The organism is Streptomyces sp. NPDC030183, assembly GCF_055573455.1.
Genome location: NZ_JBVIBK010000013.1, coordinates 33,494 through 51,054 on the forward strand (window position 1 = coordinate 33,494; position 17,561 = coordinate 51,054).

Here is a 17,561-nt window from a genome sequence, read left to right on the forward strand (position 1 = left end):
CCTGATCAACAGGTGTGCGGAGCACGGAAGTCGGGAAGAGCCGCAGGAGCGAGTGTGCGGCGATGGGGGCGGCGGTGGCGGACGAATTCGATTTCACTCCCGGGGCGCAGGTGCCGCTGACGGGCACCGCGGGACAGACGGCGGCGACGTACGCCCTGGCGTCCGCGGCCTACCGGGACAACGAGGTCGGCGAGATCCTGAAGGCCAACAACGAGTGGCACAAGTCCTCGGTGAAACCGGGCCGCAAGTGGGCGACGATCTTCCGGCCGAACCTCGGGGAGGCGTTCTCCCTGGCGGTGCGGGACCGCATGGTCGGCGCGGGGCGCAAGCCGCTCATCCAGTCCTTCGGCATGGAGCCGCAGGTCGTCGTGGAGCACTGCCTCGCGGCGACCAACATCCGCCGGGAGCGCGACAACTGGCTCTCCGCGGTGATGGTCCTGTGCGGCCTGCTCTTCCTGCCCGGCCTGCTCCTGTGGCTGCTGGTCTTCCAGATCCGCACGACGATCTCCAAGCGCGACGACAAGCGGGCCGGTGCCCTCGGGACCACCCTGCTGTTCGCCGTGGGGGCCCTCGCCGTGCTCTTCCTGCTCCGGATGCCGTTCGACGGCTTCTGGGCCTGGTACGCGCGCGCGTGCGTCGTGCTGCCGGTGGTCGGCTGGTTCTGGGCCAAGCAGATCTGCGAGCGCACCGCTCAGGACCTGCGGGACCGCTGGGCCGGCCTGCTGTCCGGCGGCGGTATCGGCGCCAAGATCCCCGAGGCCGTGCCGGGCAGCCCCGGCGAGACCAAGGCGGAGCAGCTGCGCAAGGAGCTGGCCCGGCTCAGCGCCGAGCAGCGCTCCAACCTCGTCTTCTACGCCGGCCCCAAGGGCATCCTCGGCATGGGCACCCGGTGGGGCAGCTGGCAGCTCGCCGAGGACCTCGTGCCCGCCGAGGCCGGCAAGGAGATCCACCCGTTCCGCAGCTGGGACGTCATACGGGCCATCCACGACCAGCTGCGCATGCTGGAGCGCACGCCCCTCAACACCGGTGGTTTCACGCCCCCTTCCATCAAGCACTGGATCGTCAGCCCCATCGGTGAGGGCGCCGGCGCCGTGGCCCGGCCCGACAGCACCGACGTGGAGGCGTACCAGTACAAGACCCACGCCATACAGGAGATCTGCAACAAGCAGCACTTCGGCAGCGGCAACCGGCACTACCTGGGCGTCCAGTGGACGCTCTGGGACGGCCAGTTGATCATCACCATGCTGGTCACGGTCACCGTGCTGCACCAGACGCTCCGCATCGAGGTGACCGGGCACGCGCTCGGTCCGGTGCACGGCCTGTTCACCACCGGGCCGGCGGCCAAGGAGAAGGAAGTCCAGAAGTCGGTCAGGTTCTGGGAGACCCGCAAGGTGAAGCTCCCACTGGTCGACGCCGACGAGGTCGTACGGCTCACCGCGCGCGCCCCGCTGACCTGGTACCCGCCGCTGCTCAACTGGCTCGGCGGCTCCATCGGGCTGCCGGAGCCGTTCGGCCTGCGGCACGCCTGGGCGGACCAGCCGTGGCGGCACCGCTTCATGGCCGACGACGCGCTGCGCGCGGCGACGCCCGTGCTGCGGGTGGTGCACAACGCCGCGATCAAGGTACTGGCGGAGAACGGCGTGGACACCGAGAAGTTCGGCTCCCGCTCGGCGTTCCTCAGCGGGGCGGTGCAGGACCCTACGCCGCGGAAGGCGGACGTCTACGACGCGTGAGCGCTGCGCTGGCTTGGGCGGGCCTTACAGCTCGGGGGTGCGCGGTTCGTTGGCGGGTGCGGGTTCGTTGTGGTTTCTCGCGCAGTTCCCCGCGCCCCTGAAAAGCGGCCGGGGCTGCGCCCCGTGCTTTTCAGGGGAGGGCGGGCCGCAGGCCCGTCCCTCCAGGGGCGCGGGGAACTGCGCGAACAAGCCCCACGCACCCGCACCCGCCGACGAATCCGCGCCCCGACCCCCTAGGCGCCCCGGCTCACACGCTGGGCCACGCCTCCGCCAGCATCTTCCTCGTGTCGGCCAGCAGCTGTGGCAGCACCTTCGTGTGGCCGACCACCGGCATGAAGTTCGTGTCGCCGCCCCAGCGGGGCACGATGTGCTGGTGGAGGTGGGCCGCGATGCCCGCGCCGGCGACCGAGCCCTGGTTCATGCCGATGTTGAAGCCGTGCGCGCCGGAGGCGGTGCGCAGGGCGGTCATGGCCTGCTTGGTCAGCTCGGCCAGCTCGGCGGTCTCCGGGCCCGTGAGGTCCGTGTAGTCGGCGACGTGGCGGTAGGGCACGACCATGAGGTGGCCGCCGTTGTACGGGTAGAGGTTGAGCACCGCGTACACCTGCTCTCCGCGCCTGATGATCAGGCCGTCCTCATCCGATTTGGCCGGGATGGAGCAGAACGGGCAGCCGTCGTCGGCCCCCGGGCCGGTCGGCTTGTTCTCGCCCTGGATGTAGGCCATCCGGTGGGGCGTCCACAGGCGCTGGAACGCGTCCTGCGTTCCCACTCCGATCTGCTGTTCCGGCTCACTCGTCATGCAGTGCAGCATATGGCTTCGTCCGTACAGGACGTGCCGCCGGGGGCCGGGGCGGGACGGACGAAGGCCCCCGGGGAGCTGAACCCCGGGGGCCTCCTCTCACGCGCTCACACGGGAGGGCGGCTCACACCTGGACGCGGCGCTCCACCACGTCCACGAGCTTCGCCAGCGCCTCCTCGCGCGGGATGCCGTTCTCCTGCGAGCCGTCCCGGTAGCGGAACGACACGGTGCCCGCGTTCATGTCCTCGTCGCCCACGATGACCATGAACGGCACCTTCTGCTTCTGCGCGTTCCTGATCTTCTTCTGCATGCGGTCGGAGGACGCGTCGACCTCGACGCGCAGCCCCTTCTTCTTCGCCTCGGCGGCGAAGCCCTGCAGGTACTCGACGTGCGCGTCGCCGATCGGGATGCCGACCGCCTGGACGGGCGCCAGCCACGCCGGGAACGCGCCCGCGTAGTGCTCCAGGAGCACCGCGAAGAAGCGCTCGATGGAACCGAACAGCGCGCGGTGGATCATGACCGGGCGCTGCTTGGAGCCGTCCGGGCCGGTGTACTCCAGGTCGAAGCGCTCGGGCAGGTTGAAGTCGAGCTGGACCGTCGACATCTGCCAGGTGCGGCCGATGGCGTCACGGGCCTGCACGGAGATCTTCGGGCCGTAGAAGGCGGCGCCGCCCGGGTCCGGGACCAGCGGGAGGCCCTGCTTCTCGGCGACCTGGCGGAGCGTCTCGGTGGCCTCCTCCCACGCCTCGTCGGAGCCGACGAACTTCTCCGGGTCCTTGGTGGACAGCTCCAGGTAGAAGTCGGTGAGGCCGTAGTCCCGCAGCAGGTTCAGGACGAAGGTGAGCGTCTTGTCGAGCTCCTCCGCCATCTGCTCGCGGGTGCAGTAGATGTGCGCGTCGTCCTGGGTGAAGCCGCGGGCCCGGGTCAGCCCGTGCACGACACCGGACTTCTCGTACCGGTACACGGTCCCGAACTCGAAGAGGCGCAGCGGCAGTTCACGGTACGAGCGGCCGCGCGCGTCGAAGATCAGGTTGTGCATCGGGCAGTTCATGGGCTTGAGGTAGTAGTCCACGCCCTCGTCGAGCTGCATGGGCGGGTACATGCCGTCGGCGTACCAGTCCAGGTGGCCCGAGACCTCGAAGAGCTTCCCCTTCGTGGCGTGCGGGGTGTAGACGAACTCGTAGCCCTCCTCCTCGTGGCGGCGGCGCGAGTAGTCCTCCATGACCCGGCGGATGATGCCGCCCTTGGGGTGGAAGACGGCGAGGCCGGAGCCGATCTCGTCGGGGATGGAGAACAGGTCGAGTTCGTTGCCCAGCTTGCGGTGGTCGCGCTTCTCGGCCTCGGCGAGGAAGTCGAGGTGCGCCTTCAGCTCCTCCTTGGAGGGCCAGGCGGTGCCGTAGATGCGCTGGAGCATGGGGTTCTTCTCGCTGCCGCGCCAGTACGCGGCGGCGTTGCGCATCAGCTTGAACGCCGGGATGTTCCGGGTGGTGGGCAGGTGCGGACCGCGGCAGAGGTCCTTCCAGCACAGGTCACCGGTCTTGGCGTCGAGGTTGTCGTAGATCGTCAGCTCGCCGGAGCCGACCTCGACGTCGGCGCCGTCGTCCGAGGACGCCGAGCCCTTGAGGCCGATCAGTTCCAGCTTGTACGGCTCGTCGGCGAGCTCCTCACGGGCGGCCTCGTCGGTCACCACGCGGCGGGAGAAGCGCTGGCCGCGCTTCTGGATCTCCTGCATCTTCTTCTCGATGGCCTTGAGATCGTCGGGCGTGAACGGCTTCTCCACGTCGAAGTCGTAGTAGAACCCGTCCCGGACCGGCGGGCCGATACCGAGCTTGGCCTCCGGGAACAGCTCCTGGACGGCCTGGGCCATGACGTGCGCGGTGGAGTGGCGCAGGATGTTGAGACCGTCCTCGGAGGCGATGTCGACGCCCTCGACGGTCTCGCCGTCCTTCACCTCGTACGCGAGGTCCTTGAGCTCGCCGGCCACGCGGGCCGCGACGATGGCGCGCTCGCCGGCGAAGAGGTCGGCGGCCGTAGTGCCCGTCGTCACCACGCGCTCTTCCCGCTCGGAATCGCGTTGGATGATCACACGGACGTCTGACACCGGACTCTCCTGCCTGATGGGTGAGCGCGCACGCGTCCGCGTACGCAGACAGGAATCGTACCGAGCCGGGGGTGCCCTCTGCGAAACGGTTACGCCCCCGCCGGTCCCCGCAGGCCGACGGGGGACGCCGAAGGCCCGTGCAGGGCCGCCGCTCGCCTGGAGCGGGCCTCGTCCCGGTCACCGGCCCGTGAGGGCTCTCACTCGCCTCCGCACGCCTCCTCGAAGAAGGCCGTGATCTCCGCCGTCTCCTGGAGGGACTTCATCAGGCGGTCGCGCTCCGCCTCGTCGACCTCCACGGGGGCGACGCCGCCCGCGCCGGTGAGCCGCCGGAAGCCGCCCCGGCTCTCCAGCCGTCCGTGGACCCGTACGGGCAGGCCGACGAGATGGGCGTGCCCCGCGATCCGGTACGCCTCCTCGTCGAGGGTCATGCGGACGTGCGGGACCTCGGCCCCGGCGAGGACCCGCAGCCGTACGGTGCCCTCGCCGCGCGCGGCCGACCGGCGCATCCGCACCACGGCCCCGGTGAGGCGGACCGGGACGGAGGGTTCCTCGCGGAGGTAGCGGGCCCCGGCCTCCCGCAGCACGGGCAGGTCCCCGGGCGAGAACTCGACGGGTTCGGGAGGAGTCGCCCCGCCCTCGGGGACCCCGGCGGCGGGTGCCCACTCGACCGCGATCCGGGCGCCCTCCGTGCCGCGGACGAGGGCGACGAGCGCCTCGGTGAGCTCATGGCTCACTCCGGCCTCCACGGCACCGTCGAAGGCGTCCATGCCGCCGGTGGCCCGCTGGTAGTCGATGGCCTCGCGGGCGGCGTACAGGGCCTGCTGGAGGCGTACGGCGAGGGGGCGCCCGGTGGCGACGGGGACGAAGGCGGTGAGGCTGCGGCCGCCGGGCGCGGCGCCCACGAGGACCCCGTCGAGCAGGGCGGCGGCGGGCAGGCGGTGACGGGCGCCGTGGTAGCCGGCCCGCGCGCGGGTGGCGAGCGCCGCCGCGAGGAGCATCTGGCGGGCGGCGGCGCGGAGTTGGTCCTCGACGGCCCAGGAGGCGGTGCCCACGGGGCCGGTGGGCACATCCCGCCACCAGCGGATCTCGTCGCTGGGCACGGCGAGGCCGACCAGGACGTCACGCGCGGCCGGTGATCCGCTGCGGAAGAGGGCGGTCAGCGCCTCGCCGAGCAGGTCGTCGCTGTCGGGGAAGGCCCGGTTCTCCGGAACGAGCAGGCTCATCCCCCTGCCGCCGGGGCCGGGTGGGGTCCAGCGGCCGTAGCGTCCGGCGGCTCCGCCGCGCCGCTGCCAGCCGTGCCGGAGCAGCAGGGCGCCGAGTACGGCGGGGTCGACGCGGGCGGGGTCGGGCGGCTGGGCCCAGACGGGTTCCACGGGGTGGGGCCGTACCGGGCGTAGGGGCTGGTCGATGGGCCCGTGGGTCACGGTCTGCCTCCCGTTCCGACGCGCGTCATGATCTCGCAGAGCGCTCGGTCGTCGAAGATGCGCGAGGTCGGTATGCGCACGGTCGTGCGGCGCCGGCCGGTGATCGGGTGTCCGGCGAGGTTGATCCAGTAGCAGCAGTGCCGCAGGTCGAGGCGGTCGTGGCCGGCCCGCAGCCACCGCTCCTGCGACCTCGGGACGATCATCACGACGAGGATCTTGTGCACCGAGACGGGGGTGCGGGCGAGCTTCGCCAGGTGGTCGTTGTCGAGCGTGAAGGAGAAGGTGCGGCCCGGGGGGTTGGGGGCGACCTGGTAGGTGGCCTTGAGCTGCACCTTGATGGTGACCTCGTCGTCGACCGTGTGGCCGGGTGAGCCGTGGCTGACGTGCCAGTCGATGCCGTTGTCCGGAAAGGGCTGGGACAGCGAGCAGCCGGCCGCGGCGGCCACCGCGTGCAGATAACCCACCTGCAGTGTCTCCATGCAGGCGGTGGTGGCGAGGGAGCCGCGGTGTGACGCCGCGTGCTCGGGCAGCAGCCCGCCCCGCTCGGGCTGCGCTATGGCCATGACCAACAGCCTTCCCCTACAGGTCCTTCCTTCGTGCGAGCCCCTGAACTGCGCAGACCCGTACTTCTGTTGTCTCCTTCCGGCGTACGGCGCAAACAGCCCGGGTATCACCAAACGGGCAGAAGACGGGGCGTCAGCTGCTCTGGTGGAACGAGGAGTTGAGTACGCATGACGTGTTGGTACGAGGGGCCCTTGGCGGCGTTCGACACGGAGACCACGGGCGTGGACGTCGAGACCGACCGGATCGTGTCGGCCGCTGTCGTCGTCCAGGACGCGCCCGGCACCCGCCCCCGGGTGACGCGCTGGCTGGTGAATCCGGGGGTGCCGGTGCCGGCCGGGGCGACGGCGGTGCACGGGCTGACGGACGAGCGGTTGCAGCGCGAGGGGCGCTGGCCGTCACCGGTGATGGAGGAGATAGCCAGGTCACTGGCCGAGCAGGCGTCGCGCGGCCGCCCTCTGGTGGTGATGAACGCGCCGTTCGATCTGACGCTGCTGGACCGGGAGTTGAGGCGGCACCGCGCCTCAACGCTCGATCAGTGGTTCGAGACGACGCCGCTGCGGGTGCTCGACCCCAGGGTCCTGGACAAGCATCTGGACCGTTACCGCAAGGGCCGCCGCACCCTGACCGATCTGTGCGCGCACTACGAGGTCGTGCTGGACGGCGCGCATGACGCGGCGGCCGACGCGCAGGCGGCGATGGACGTCGTACGGGCCGTGGGGCACCGCTTCGCCACCAGGCTGGCCCGCCTCTCCCCCGCCGAGCTGCACACCTTGCAAGCGGTGTGGCACGCGGCGCAGGCGCGCGGTCTGCAGGCGTGGTTCGCGCGCAGCGGCTCGGAGGAGGCGGTGGACCCGGCGTGGCCCCTGCGTCCGGGGCTGGCCGCGGCGGCGTGAGCGGGAGGACGAGCGGCCGGCGGGGAACCCTCGCGAGCGGGGAAACGAAGAACCGGCCCGACTTCTGTCGGACCGGTTCTCTTCCGGGTGGGCGATACTGGGTTCGAACCAGTGACCTCTTCGGTGTGAACGAAGCGCTCTCCCACTGAGCTAATCGCCCGGGAACGCACTGAACAATACAGGTCCCGACGGCTCTGGTTCAAACCGCTTGTCCGCCGGCCGCGAGGTACGCGGCGAGCCCTCGGCGTCCCGCCCGCATCATCAGCGCGTGGTTGGCGCGGAACACGGGCCGGCCCGGCACGGCGAGCCGTCGCATCAGGGGCTTGGTGACGTCGACCTCCTGGTCGTAGCGGGCGAGGGTGCCGGTCTTGTCGGCGGTGACCGTCCAGCGGGCCCAGCCGTCGATGTCCCCGCTCATCTCGATCTCCAGGATCCCGGCGGCCGGATCCCGCCGTACCTCGCGCGCGGTGAGGACGAGGTCGTACGGCAGGACCGAGCGGATGCGGAGGGTGCCGCTGGTGTCGTCGACCGGGGTCACCTCGCGCACCTGGGCCCACCAGCGCGGATAGTCCTCGGCCCGCTGGAGCACGGCGTACACGGTGGCGGGCGGCGCGGGCAGGGTCCAGCGGCTGCGGAAGCGGTAGTGGCACCAGTCCATTCTCGGAGTGTGCCCGTCCGCGGGGCCTCGTACCGGTGCCGCGGTGGCCGGATCTGAGTACTGCCCTGAGTACGCGCACTCATGCCCGCGAGGCGTGACCCGGACCACACTCCGGAGCATGACGCATTTTCCGTCCCCTGCCGAGGAGTTGCGCCTCCTCGACACCGAGTTGCGGCAGCTCGACGCCCGCCGCGCCTTCCTGCTGACCCGCCGCGCATGGCTGGTCAACGCGCTGTCCGCCCAGGCTCTGGGGCCGTCCCACCCGTCCGCGCGTCCGCCGGCCCGGGGTCCCGAGGCGACGACGCCCGGTGTCCAGAATGTGCTGCTGCTCCTCGGCGGGGTCCTGCTGACCGTCGCGGCGATCGCGTTCACGTTGGTCAGCTGGGGACACATGGGGATCACCGGTCGGTCGCTGGTCCTCGGCGGGGTGACCCTCGCCGCCCTGGCCACGCCCGTGGCCCTCCTGCGGCGGGGGCTGCGCTCGACGGCGGAGGCGGTGGCCGGACTCGGCCTGGCTCTGACGGTGCTCGACGCGTACGCCCTGCACGAGGTCGTCTTCACGGCGACCGACGGCACGGGGTTCGCGGCGGCCGCGGCGGCGGTGCTGGCGGCGACCTGGACGGCGTACGGCCTGGCGGTGGGGGCGATGGCTCCGCCGGCCGCGCCGGCCGCCGACGGCTCGGGGGACCGCGCCTCGGCGGGGCCGGGGTCGGGGCGGGTGCGCATCGTCCTCCGTCTGCCGTTCCCCCTCGCCCTGGCCGCCGCGCAACTCCCGCTGCTGCTGTGGGTGCTGGCGCTGGGCGCGGGGGTGGAGACGGTCACGGCGGCGGTGCTGGTGACCGCCGGGGCCGACAGCGCGGTCGCGCTCAGGGCGCGGGTGACGCCGCTCCGGATCGTCGCGCTGGTGGGCGCGTTCGGCTGGGGTGCCTGGGGTGCACTGGCGGCCGGGTGGCTCTCGTGGGCCGCCGCGGGCCCGGGCGCCGCCGCCCGTGCGGCGGCGCTCCTCGGCCTCGCCGCCGCGGTCGCCCTGACCACCGCCCGGTTCGCCCCGAAGCCGGGCCCGGCCCTCGGTACCGCCCTGACCGGCGGCCTTCTCGTGGTCGCGGCGCTCGGCGGGGTCCTGCGGGCGGTACTGCCGGACGTGTGGACGGTCCCCGGCTACCTGCTGTGCGGTGTCGCCCTGTCGGCGGTGGTCCGGACCCGTGTCGCCGATCCGGTACGGCGCGGTCTCGTCCTGTCCTCGGCGGTGGTCCAGGCCCTCGCGGCGGTCACCGCCCTCCCGGCGGTCGCCGTCGCCCTGCTGGGCCCGGTCGGCTGGGTCGAGCGGATCTGGTCCGGAGCGCCGGCCGACGCCCGGACGGCGGTGACGGTGGGTGCGCCCTGGCCTCCGCTCACCGCGACGGTCCCCCTCGTCCTGGCCGTGGTCGCCGCGGCGGCGGCCCTGGCCGGACGTACGGCCGCCTCCTGGCGCACCCCCGCGCTGGTCGGTTCGCTCGTCCTGGGCTGGGCGGCGGCCCTGGTGTGCCCGGCGGTGCTGCAACTCCCCTACGCGGTGGGGCTGGTGGTCCAGGGAGCCGTGGCGGTGGCCGGGCTGGTGGCGGCGGCTGCCCGCGTACGGCCGCCGGCCGGCCATGGTCTCCGGGCTCCGCTGCCGCTCACGGCCGCGCTGCTGGCCCTCCTCACCTCGGTGAACCTGGCGCTGACGGCGCTCGCGACCGAGGCCGCGACGCTGACCGTGCTCGCCGGCTGCGCCCTCCTGTTCGGCCTCGCCGCCTGGCGCACGGACCTCGGTCCGCTCACCGCGCCCGCCGCGCTCGTCCATGGCACCGCGCTGACCTGCGCGATCGGGGCGTCGGCCGGATGGGAGCCGCAGCACACCGCCTTGCTGGTCCTGGCGGTGCCGACCGTCGCGGCCCTGCTCGCGGCGCGCCTCGGCGCCTCCTCCCCGGTGACCGTCCCGGTCGAGGCGACCGGCGCCGCGGCGGGCCTCCTGGCCGTCGCCCTCTCCGCCACCGACGCGCCCATGCTCGCCCTGACCCTGGCGCTCTGCGGCGTCATCGCGGCGGGCACCGCCGTACGACCGGAGCGGCGCGACGTCGGATACGCGGCCGCCGCGCTTCTGGTGCTGGCCGGTTGGGTGCGGCTGGCGGCCTGGGAGGTCGGGTCCCCGGAGGCGTACACACTCCCGGTGACCGTCCCCGCGCTCGCCGTCGGCCTGCTGCGACGCCGTCGTGACCCGGCGGCCTCGTCCTGGACGGCGTACGGTCCGGGCCTCGCCGCCACGCTCCTGCCGAGCCTCGCGGCGGCCTGGGGCGACGCGCACTGGCTGCGCCCCCTGCTGCTCGGCACCGCGGCGCTGGCCCTCACCCTCGTCGGCGCCCGCCACCGCCTCCAGGCCCCTCTCCTGCTCGGCGGTGCCACCCTCACCCTGGTGACCCTGCACGAACTGGCCCCCTACATATCCCAGGTGGTCGACGCCCTCCCCCGCTGGGCGCCCCCGGCCCTGGCCGGCCTGGTGCTGCTGGCGGCGGGCGCCACGTACGAGCAGCGCCTGCGCGACGCACGACGCGTCCGGGACGTCCTCGGGAAGATGACCTGACGTCCCCGTGGTTGCCCGCGCCCCTGCCTCCAGGGGCGCGGGGAACCGCGCGCCCAGCCACAGCGGGCCCGCAGTTCCCCGTCTTCGAGGCGCCCCCGTAACCCCCCGGCCCCTCAGCGGCGCGTCACGGCATCTTGTCGCCGACGAGCGCGAGGTTCTGAATGGCCGCCAGGCCGTACAGCGCGGTCGCGTTGGTGGACACCCACGCGGCCTCGCTGCCTGGGACGAGGCCGGTCGGCCCTTCGACCTTCTTCGTGGACCAGTCGGTGGACTCCTTGTAGTCCCAGGTGTCGGCGCTGTTGTAGAACTGCCGCCACGCGCGGGCGGCGAGCTTGTCGTCGCCCAACTGCACGGCCGCGTAGGCGTCCTGCCGCGAGTGCCCCTGGAAGAGGAGCAGTGTCCCGAAGTTCGAGCCGTAACGGGCGGCCTGCTCGGCCTTCGTGGCGTTGAAGTAGCGGCAGTAGTCCAGCCACGCCTCCTTGAACTTCGGCATGTCGACCTGGTCGATGAGTTCGGCGCACATCTCGACCAGGCCGAACATCGCCGACAGGTGCGAGACGTTGACGGCGGGCTTGTCGGCGACGGCGAACTTCCCGGTGTCGAGGTCGTACAGGCCGTTGCCCTGGACGAAGCCGTTGGGCTGGGCGGCGATGGTCTCCATCGTCGACAGGACGCGTGCCTTGGCCTTCTCCCACTTCGGCCCGCGCCGCTCCCACTCGGTCAGCCACGCGGAGACCAGACCCGACCAGTCCGTGCCGAAGCCGATCGACAGGGCGTTGCGGTCGGGGGTGTACGGCTCGGTGCGGATCTTGCGGATGGGGTCGAGGACGAGGAACGTCTCGTCGGAGTCGACGTTGGCGTGCATGAGGTCGCCGACGCGTTCGTCGGCGGTGAGGAAGTAGTAGTAACGGCGGTAGGTGGTGTTGGCGATGCGCTGCTGCTTGGCGCTGTCGGCGTAGTGCTGGACGCCGTGGCGGGTGCCGAGACCGGCCCATTTGCCGAGGTGGTAGACGTCGACCTCGCCGGTGTGGCGGGTCATGGCCTCGGCGAAGCGGAAGATGTCGGCGCGGCCGGAGCGCATGTACGCGAACCAGAGCCACAGATCGGGCGAGAGCTCGGAGTTGTCCCAGGCGTAGCCGCCGACGTCGTAGCACCACTGGTGGCGGCTCGGGTCGTAGCTGTGCATGATGTCGCCGTAGTCCCAGAAGCCGTACCAACGGCGCATCTCCACCTGGTCCTTGTAGTAGGTGAAGAGGAAGTCGAGGTGGTCCTCGATCCTCGCCTTGGCGGCGGTGGAGCGGTCCGGCTGCGAGAACAGCTTGCCGAAGACACCGGCCTTGACGAGCTGCTTGGGCGGTGCGGCGAGCTGCGCGGGCGTGCGGACGGCCTCGACCTGCCTGGCCATGTCGTCGGCGGCGGGGGTCGACTCATGGGCCCAGAAGAGGAGTTCGCTGGTGCGGGCGATGCCGTAGGGGGTGCCGAAGCCGGGCTCGTAGTCCTCGTAGGTGATGTTGAGGCCCTCGAGCTGTTCGGGGTAGGTGTCCTGGCCCATGCCGTCGTGGTAGAAGCGCAGGTCCATGGGCTGTGCCTCGGGCGACCAGAGCCACATGGTGACCTCGGCCTCGTCGGTGTGGGCGTCCCGGATGTCGAGCTGCGCCGGGAACTTCTCCCAGAAGTCCCTGAGGCCGACGGCGAGCCCGCCGCTCGCCCCGCCGACGTACCCGAAGCCGCTGGCCCGCCGGCCGCCGCCCGCCGGGATCCAGCCGTGGCCCTTCTTCGTCCGCTTGCGGACCGAGAAGCCGTCGGCGGAGAGCTGGGAGAGGGTGTAGTCGCCCCATTCGGGGATGTACTGCAGGCGGGTGGTGACCCGCTGGTCCCAGGTGGAGGGGTCCGGCAGTTTCTTGCCCTCGAACTGGGCGGTGCGCACAGCCGCCCCGGGGTCGCGGCGCAGTCCGGTGACGCCCTTGACGGCCTCGCGGAGCAGACCGGTGCCCTCGCCGCCGATGCGGATGTGCCGGTCGTACACGGCGTCGCGCATCGGGACCTTGAAGCGGACGCCGATGCCGCGGACGAAGTCGCCGCTCGCCTTCCCGGGCTCCTGGGTGCCGTCGAAGGTGATGGTGTGGATCATGCGGAACGATTCGGCGCCCGCGTAGAAGTAGAGCCGGATCGAGAAGGGGAGCCAGCTGCGGCTGCCCTTGCGGTGCTTGCCGTCGATGCGGACCACGGCGCGGACGGGGCCCTCCTGCTCGACCCGGACCTCGTCGATGACGCTCTCGAAGCGCTCGTACTTGACCGTGCCCTGGTCGCCGTCCTCGATCTCGGGCTGGCGCAGCAGGACGAGACGGCCGGTGCGGGCGACCTCGGTGGAGCCGCGCAGCACCGACTTGACGAGGGTGGAGCCGCTCTTGCCGATCCTGACGGTGATGACACCGGTCGACACGTCGACGGTGCCGCCGCGCTGGTCGACGGTGACCTTCTTCGCCGGCGCGGCGGGGGTGCCCACGGTCAGGGTGAGCTTGCCGGGGCCGGGGCCCGCGCCGACCGCGTGGGCGGTCCACTTCAGGGAGCCGTCGGGCCAGTAGCCGATGGGCCAGGACTGGACCGGGATCTCCTTGCCGTCCTCGTCCTTCAAGGAGAACGACTGTTCCTTGTCGTACGCGCCCTTCGGCCAGGGCACACCCACCGTGGAGCCGGGCGCGGCGCCGAGGCCGCCGTCCTCCAGCCAGTCCAGGGTGACCGGGTCCGCCTCCGCGGCCTGGGCTCCCGGTGCCGCCTGGGCGGCGGTACTCCCTAGCGCCCAGCTGAACTGTGCGGCGGCTCCGGCGACGGCGGCCGCCTTGAGCAGGGACCTGCGGTCGATGGGGGACATGGCCTTTCCTTTCCGTACGGGACGTCGTGCGTGCGGGATGGTCAGGGGCATGACAGAGAGAGGTACGACGCTCGGGGCGCCGACCTTGTGCGGGGCACCGCCTCCGGTCAGCGACGGCGCCGGTACCGCTCCTCCACGGCGACGGCCGCGGCGGCGACGGCCCCGAGGACCGGGAGCGCCAGCGGCGCGGCGAACCAGGCGGAGCAGGCCACCACGGCCAGTCCGCCGACGACGAGGAAGGACCCGGCGGGGTCGAGCACCGTCCGGCGCCCGGCCGCGCCGAGCAGGGCCCGCCAGTCGGCGCCGGGCTCCCAGAGCGCCGCCGCGCGCAGCATCGCGACGACGGCGCCGATCAGCGCGAGGACGCCGACGGCGCCGACCAGCGGCCCGCCCGGGATACCGGCGCGGACGGCCTGGACGTCCACCCACACCGCCGCGAGTGCCGCCCAGCCGGCGAGCCCGACGAGCCATCCGCCGTGCAGCGCCGCCCGGAAGTCGGCCACGAACTCGCGCAGCCCGCCGCCCACATGGGCGCTGCGGCGACGGAGATGCCGGGAACCGGCCGCGAACGCGGCGGGGTACGTCACCAGCGGCAGCGAGGCCACCGCGATCCACACACCGGTGAGCAGACACTCGGCGAACAGCGCGAACCGTTCGGCGAGCGGGGACTCCCCACGGGGGGCGGCGGCGGTCTTCGCCCGGGCCTGGGCCATGATCAGCTCACCTCAGCCCTTCAGGCCGGATGTGGCCATGCCGTCGATGAGGTAGCGCTGGAAGGCGAGGAAGAAGGCGAGCACGGGCAGCAGGGCCACGAGCGACATCGCGATCATGCCGCCGTAGTTGGCCACGGCGTCCTGGTCCACGAACATCTTCAGGCCCAGCGAGACGGTGTACTTCTCGGGCTCGTTCAGATAGATCAGCGGGCCCATGAAGTCGTTCCAGGCGTTGATGAAGGTGAAGATCGCACTCGTGATGAGCGCGGGCCGGGACAGCGGCAGCACGATCGACCAGTAGATCCGGAAGTGCCCGCAGCCGTCGAGACGGGCCGCCTCGTCGAGCTCCCTGGGCAGGTTCCGCATGAACTGCACCATCAGGAAGACGAAGAACGCCTCCGTGGCCAGGTACTTCGGCAGCAGCAGCGGGGTGTAGGTGTTGATCATCTCCATGTTGCGGAACAGCACGTACTGCGGGATCAGCAGCACGTGGTACGGCAGCAGAAGGGTGCCGATCATCAGCGTGAACAGCAGGTTCCGGCCCGCGAACCTGATCTTCGCGAAGGCGTACGCCGTGAGCGAGCAGGACACCAGGATCCCGATCACCGAGCCCACGGCGAGCGTCAGGGAGTTGAGGAAGAACGTGGAGATGGGGATGTCGGCGATGCCGTCGGAGAGCCGGGTGTAGTTGGAGATGATCGGGTCGCTCGGGAACAGGTCGAGGCTGCCGACGATGTCGTCACTGTTCTTGAACGAGCCCCCCACGACCCAGATGACGGGGTAGAGGATCACAGCGAGGATCAGCAGGGAGCCGATGTGCCAGGCGAGGGAGCCGGGCAGCCTGCGCCTCAGGGCGCTCCCCCTCGCGGTCGGGGCCGGGGTGATCTCGGTGGCCTGTGCGCTCATCAGGCACCCTCCTCGTAGTGCACCCAGCGCTTCTGGGACCAGAACAGCACGGCCGTCACCAGGGCTACCGCGACGAGCAGCACCCAGGCCATGGCGGAGGCCAGGCCCATCCGGCTGTTCTCGAAGCCCTGGACGTACAGATAACAGGTGTAGACCATCGAACCGTCGGCCGGACCGCAGGCACTGCCGCCGGCGCCGCCGCCGACGATGTACGCCGAGCTGAAGATCTGGAAGGAGTGGATCGTCTCCAGCAGGACGTTGAAGAACAGGACCGGGGAGATCATCGGCAGGGTGATGTTCCAGAACCGCCGGAACGTCCCCGCCCCGTCGACCTCGGCCGCCTCGTACAGCTCGCGCGGGACCTGCTTGAGACCGGCGAGGAAGATCACCATGGGGGCGCCGAACTGCCAGACGGTGAGCGCCACGAGGCTGTAGATGATCAGGTCCGGGTCACCGGTCCAGCCGCCGACGTCGATCCCGAACAGCCTCTGCGTACGGTCGACGACCGCGTCGTCGGAGAAGATCGCCTTCCACACGATCGCGATGGAGACGCTCGCGCCGATCAGCGACGGCGCGTAGAAGGCGGCCCGGTAGAAGGCCTGTCCGCGCCGCTTCTGGGCGAGCAGCAGCGCCACGCCGAGGGCGGCGGCCAGCTTGATGGGCGTACCGACGGCGACGTACCAGAGCGTCACCTTCACCGAGTTCTGCCAGCGCGGATCGGCGAACATCTCGGAGAAGTTGTCGAGGCCGATCCACCGGGGCGCGTCGAAGAGGTTGTAGTCGGTGAAGGCGAAGTAGAGCGAGGCGGCCATGGGGCCCGCTGTCAGCAGCAGGAACCCGGCAATCCACGGGGACATGAAGAGATAGCCGGCCAGGGTCTCCCGGCGGCCCCGCCGCTTGAGTGCGGCGGGGCGCGGAGACTTGGCCGGACGGTGCCGCGGCTCGGAGTCCTCGGTCAGGTCCTCCATCGCAGGGGCGTGTGTCACGGCGGTTCCCATCAGCTGCCGAGAGCCGTCTTCGACTCGGTGAAGAACTGCTTGACGGCGTCGTCGACCGACCGCTTGCCCAGGGCGAGTTCCTCGGCGATGCGCATGAACCCGGCCTCGCAGATGTCCGCGCCGTTGGGATGCGGGGTGATGGGCTCCAGCACGCCGGCTTCGACGAGGGACTCCTCGTACTCCGCGATGGCCTTGTTCACCGGGTCGGTCGGCTTGAACGCGTCGTACTGGGCCTGCGTGGCCGGGACACCGCGGTCGTAGCCCATGATCTCGGCGACCTCGGGCTCGTGCACCATGAAGTTGATGAACTGCGCGACTTCCTTGGGGTGCCGGGTGCGCTTGGAGGCGCTGAGCATGAGCGAGCCGAGGTACTGACCGGTCTTCTTGCCGTCGGTGGTCGGGATGGGGGCCAGACCGTACTCGCTCTTGCCCTCGGAGGTGTAGCGGACGGTGAAGTTGTCCCAGGTGAACTCACCTGCGGCGAGTTCCGCGGCGACCGCCGACTTGGGCTTGGTCTGGGCGACCTTCTTGGGGTCCGCGTAGATGCCCTCCTTGATGCCCTTCTCCGCCTTCGTCCACCACTCCTTCAGGTCCGCCTCGGTGAAGCCGAGTCCGTCCTCGGTGAAGAACGCCTTGCCGTTCTGGCGCAGGTAGAGGTCGTAGAGGTACATCACGCCGTACATGCCGCTGTCGCCGGCCCGTCCCGCCTTGTCGCGGATCTTCTTCATCGCCGCGTCGAAGTCGTCCCAGGTCCAGCCCTGTTCCGGCTTCACGCCGGACTTGGTGTAGACGGGCTTGTCGATCACCAGCGCCATCGAGTTGGACCCGACCGGGATCCCGAGCAGCTTTCCGTCGATCTCGCCGAACTTCTCCAGGCCCGCCCTGAAGCCGTCGAGCGAGAGGTTGCCCGCCTCGACCTGTGCGTTGAGATCGAGCAGCACATTTTTCGCATCGTATTTCCGCAGAAATCCGATGGCATTCTGGAAGACGTCCGGCGGATTTCCACCCGACGCCTGGGTGTTGAACTTCTTCCAGAAGTCGGGATACACCTGGAAGTCCGTCTTCACCTTGATCTTGGGGTACTTCTTCTCGAAAAGCGCGATGGTCTTCTTGATGCGCTCCGCCCGGTCCTCGGCACCCCACCAGGCGTAACGGATCGTCACCGTCCCGTCCCCGGAACCGCTGCCGCCGCCGCAGGCCGTGGCCGTGGCCCCGAGCCCCGCGACGGCCAGTGAGGCTCCTGCCGCCTTGAGGATAGTCCGCCTCTCAACGTTCTTGTCCTGGTGCATGGTTGAGCCTCCCCG

General features: G+C 71.2%; 13 protein-coding genes and 1 tRNA gene. 3 read left to right on the top strand and 11 right to left on the bottom strand.

Going from position 1 to position 17,561, the window contains the following annotated elements:
* The first annotated feature begins 62 nt into the window (after nt 1-62).
* Nucleotides 63-1,733 (top strand): hypothetical protein, encoded by a 1,671-nt coding sequence (locus ACZ4Z2_RS17185; protein ID WP_468076772.1) that lies wholly within the window; start codon nt 63-65, stop codon nt 1,731-1,733.
* 247 nt (nt 1,734-1,980) lie between these two features.
* On the opposite strand, the gene ACZ4Z2_RS17190 is transcribed toward ACZ4Z2_RS17185, so the two are convergent.
* The 4 genes from ACZ4Z2_RS17190 to ACZ4Z2_RS17205 all read right to left on the bottom strand — a co-directional run bounded on the left by ACZ4Z2_RS17190 (nt 1,981) and on the right by ACZ4Z2_RS17205 (nt 6,617).
* Nucleotides 1,981-2,541 (bottom strand): HIT family protein, encoded by a 561-nt coding sequence (locus ACZ4Z2_RS17190; protein WP_468076774.1) that lies wholly within the window; start codon nt 2,539-2,541, stop codon nt 1,981-1,983.
* 112 nt (nt 2,542-2,653) lie between these two features.
* Nucleotides 2,654-4,630: a threonine--tRNA ligase gene (thrS, locus tag ACZ4Z2_RS17195; RefSeq protein WP_468076776.1), complete on the bottom strand. Its 1,977-nt coding sequence runs from the start codon at nt 4,628-4,630 to the stop codon at nt 2,654-2,656.
* 197 nt (nt 4,631-4,827) lie between these two features.
* The gene (locus tag ACZ4Z2_RS17200) at nt 4,828-6,054 is read right to left on the bottom strand and encodes a hypothetical protein (protein WP_468076778.1); all 1,227 of its coding nucleotides are present in this window, start codon (nt 6,052-6,054) and stop codon (nt 4,828-4,830) included.
* Nucleotides 6,051-6,617, bottom strand: coding sequence for a DUF4365 domain-containing protein (locus tag ACZ4Z2_RS17205; protein WP_468076780.1), 567 nt, complete (start codon nt 6,615-6,617; stop codon nt 6,051-6,053). The genes ACZ4Z2_RS17200 and ACZ4Z2_RS17205 overlap by 4 nt, the downstream gene beginning before the upstream one ends.
* 168 nt (nt 6,618-6,785) lie before the next feature.
* On the opposite strand from ACZ4Z2_RS17205, the gene ACZ4Z2_RS17210 reads away from it, so the two are divergent.
* Nucleotides 6,786-7,511 carry an exonuclease domain-containing protein gene (locus ACZ4Z2_RS17210; protein WP_468076782.1) on the top strand — a complete coding sequence of 242 codons (726 nt, stop codon included), beginning with the start codon at nt 6,786-6,788 and terminating at the stop codon, nt 7,509-7,511.
* A gap of 88 nt (nt 7,512-7,599) precedes the next feature.
* On the opposite strand, the gene ACZ4Z2_RS17215 is transcribed toward ACZ4Z2_RS17210, so the two are convergent.
* Both ACZ4Z2_RS17215 and ACZ4Z2_RS17220 read right to left on the bottom strand, forming a co-directional pair.
* Nucleotides 7,600-7,671: transfer RNA gene (locus tag ACZ4Z2_RS17215), tRNA-Val, on the bottom strand.
* A 39-nt stretch (nt 7,672-7,710) separates the two neighbouring features.
* The gene (locus ACZ4Z2_RS17220) at nt 7,711-8,169 is read right to left on the bottom strand and encodes an SRPBCC family protein (RefSeq protein ID WP_468076784.1); all 459 of its coding nucleotides are present in this window, start codon (nt 8,167-8,169) and stop codon (nt 7,711-7,713) included.
* A 118-nt stretch (nt 8,170-8,287) separates the two neighbouring features.
* Here ACZ4Z2_RS17220 and ACZ4Z2_RS17225 point away from each other — a divergent pair, with 118 nt between their 5' ends.
* The gene (locus ACZ4Z2_RS17225) at nt 8,288-10,768 is read left to right on the top strand and encodes an SCO7613 C-terminal domain-containing membrane protein (RefSeq protein ID WP_468076786.1); all 2,481 of its coding nucleotides are present in this window, start codon (nt 8,288-8,290) and stop codon (nt 10,766-10,768) included.
* A 124-nt stretch (nt 10,769-10,892) separates the two neighbouring features.
* Here ACZ4Z2_RS17225 and ACZ4Z2_RS17230 read toward each other — a convergent pair whose 3' ends face one another.
* The 5 genes from ACZ4Z2_RS17230 to ACZ4Z2_RS17250 all read right to left on the bottom strand — a co-directional run bounded on the left by ACZ4Z2_RS17230 (nt 10,893) and on the right by ACZ4Z2_RS17250 (nt 17,546).
* Nucleotides 10,893-13,640: an exo-rhamnogalacturonan lyase family protein gene (locus tag ACZ4Z2_RS17230; RefSeq protein ID WP_468076788.1), complete on the bottom strand. Its 2,748-nt coding sequence runs from the start codon at nt 13,638-13,640 to the stop codon at nt 10,893-10,895.
* 107 nt (nt 13,641-13,747) lie between these two features.
* Entirely contained in the window at nt 13,748-14,353 is a 606-nt protein-coding gene (locus ACZ4Z2_RS17235) for a hypothetical protein (protein WP_468076789.1), read from the bottom strand.
* Between the two features lie 12 nt (nt 14,354-14,365).
* Entirely contained in the window at nt 14,366-15,259 is an 894-nt protein-coding gene (locus tag ACZ4Z2_RS17240) for a carbohydrate ABC transporter permease (RefSeq protein WP_468076791.1), read from the bottom strand.
* Nucleotides 15,259-16,257, bottom strand: coding sequence for a carbohydrate ABC transporter permease (locus ACZ4Z2_RS17245; RefSeq protein ID WP_468076793.1), 999 nt, complete (start codon nt 16,255-16,257; stop codon nt 15,259-15,261). Before ACZ4Z2_RS17245 ends, ACZ4Z2_RS17240 begins: the two co-directional genes overlap by 1 nt.
* Nucleotides 16,257-17,546: an ABC transporter substrate-binding protein gene (locus tag ACZ4Z2_RS17250; RefSeq protein ID WP_468076795.1), complete on the bottom strand. Its 1,290-nt coding sequence runs from the start codon at nt 17,544-17,546 to the stop codon at nt 16,257-16,259. Before ACZ4Z2_RS17250 ends, ACZ4Z2_RS17245 begins: the two co-directional genes overlap by 1 nt.
* Nucleotides 17,547-17,561: the final 15 nt, after the last annotated feature.

Coding starts and splice junctions, on each gene's coding strand:
- ACZ4Z2_RS17185 (WP_468076772.1), top strand. CDS start 63: ATGGGGGCGGCGGTGGCGGACGAATTCGATTTCACTCCCGGGGCGCAG.
- ACZ4Z2_RS17190 (WP_468076774.1), bottom strand. CDS start 2,541: ATGCTGCACTGCATGACGAGTGAGCCGGAACAGCAGATCGGAGTGGGA.
- ACZ4Z2_RS17205 (WP_468076780.1), bottom strand. CDS start 6,617: ATGGCCATAGCGCAGCCCGAGCGGGGCGGGCTGCTGCCCGAGCACGCG.
- ACZ4Z2_RS17210 (WP_468076782.1), top strand. CDS start 6,786: ATGACGTGTTGGTACGAGGGGCCCTTGGCGGCGTTCGACACGGAGACC.
- ACZ4Z2_RS17220 (WP_468076784.1), bottom strand. CDS start 8,169: ATGGACTGGTGCCACTACCGCTTCCGCAGCCGCTGGACCCTGCCCGCG.
- ACZ4Z2_RS17225 (WP_468076786.1), top strand. CDS start 8,288: ATGACGCATTTTCCGTCCCCTGCCGAGGAGTTGCGCCTCCTCGACACC.
- ACZ4Z2_RS17230 (WP_468076788.1), bottom strand. CDS start 13,640: ATGTCCCCCATCGACCGCAGGTCCCTGCTCAAGGCGGCCGCCGTCGCC.
- ACZ4Z2_RS17235 (WP_468076789.1), bottom strand. CDS start 14,353: ATGGCCCAGGCCCGGGCGAAGACCGCCGCCGCCCCCCGTGGGGAGTCC.
- ACZ4Z2_RS17240 (WP_468076791.1), bottom strand. CDS start 15,259: ATGAGCGCACAGGCCACCGAGATCACCCCGGCCCCGACCGCGAGGGGG.
- ACZ4Z2_RS17245 (WP_468076793.1), bottom strand. CDS start 16,257: ATGGGAACCGCCGTGACACACGCCCCTGCGATGGAGGACCTGACCGAG.
- ACZ4Z2_RS17250 (WP_468076795.1), bottom strand. CDS start 17,546: ATGCACCAGGACAAGAACGTTGAGAGGCGGACTATCCTCAAGGCGGCA.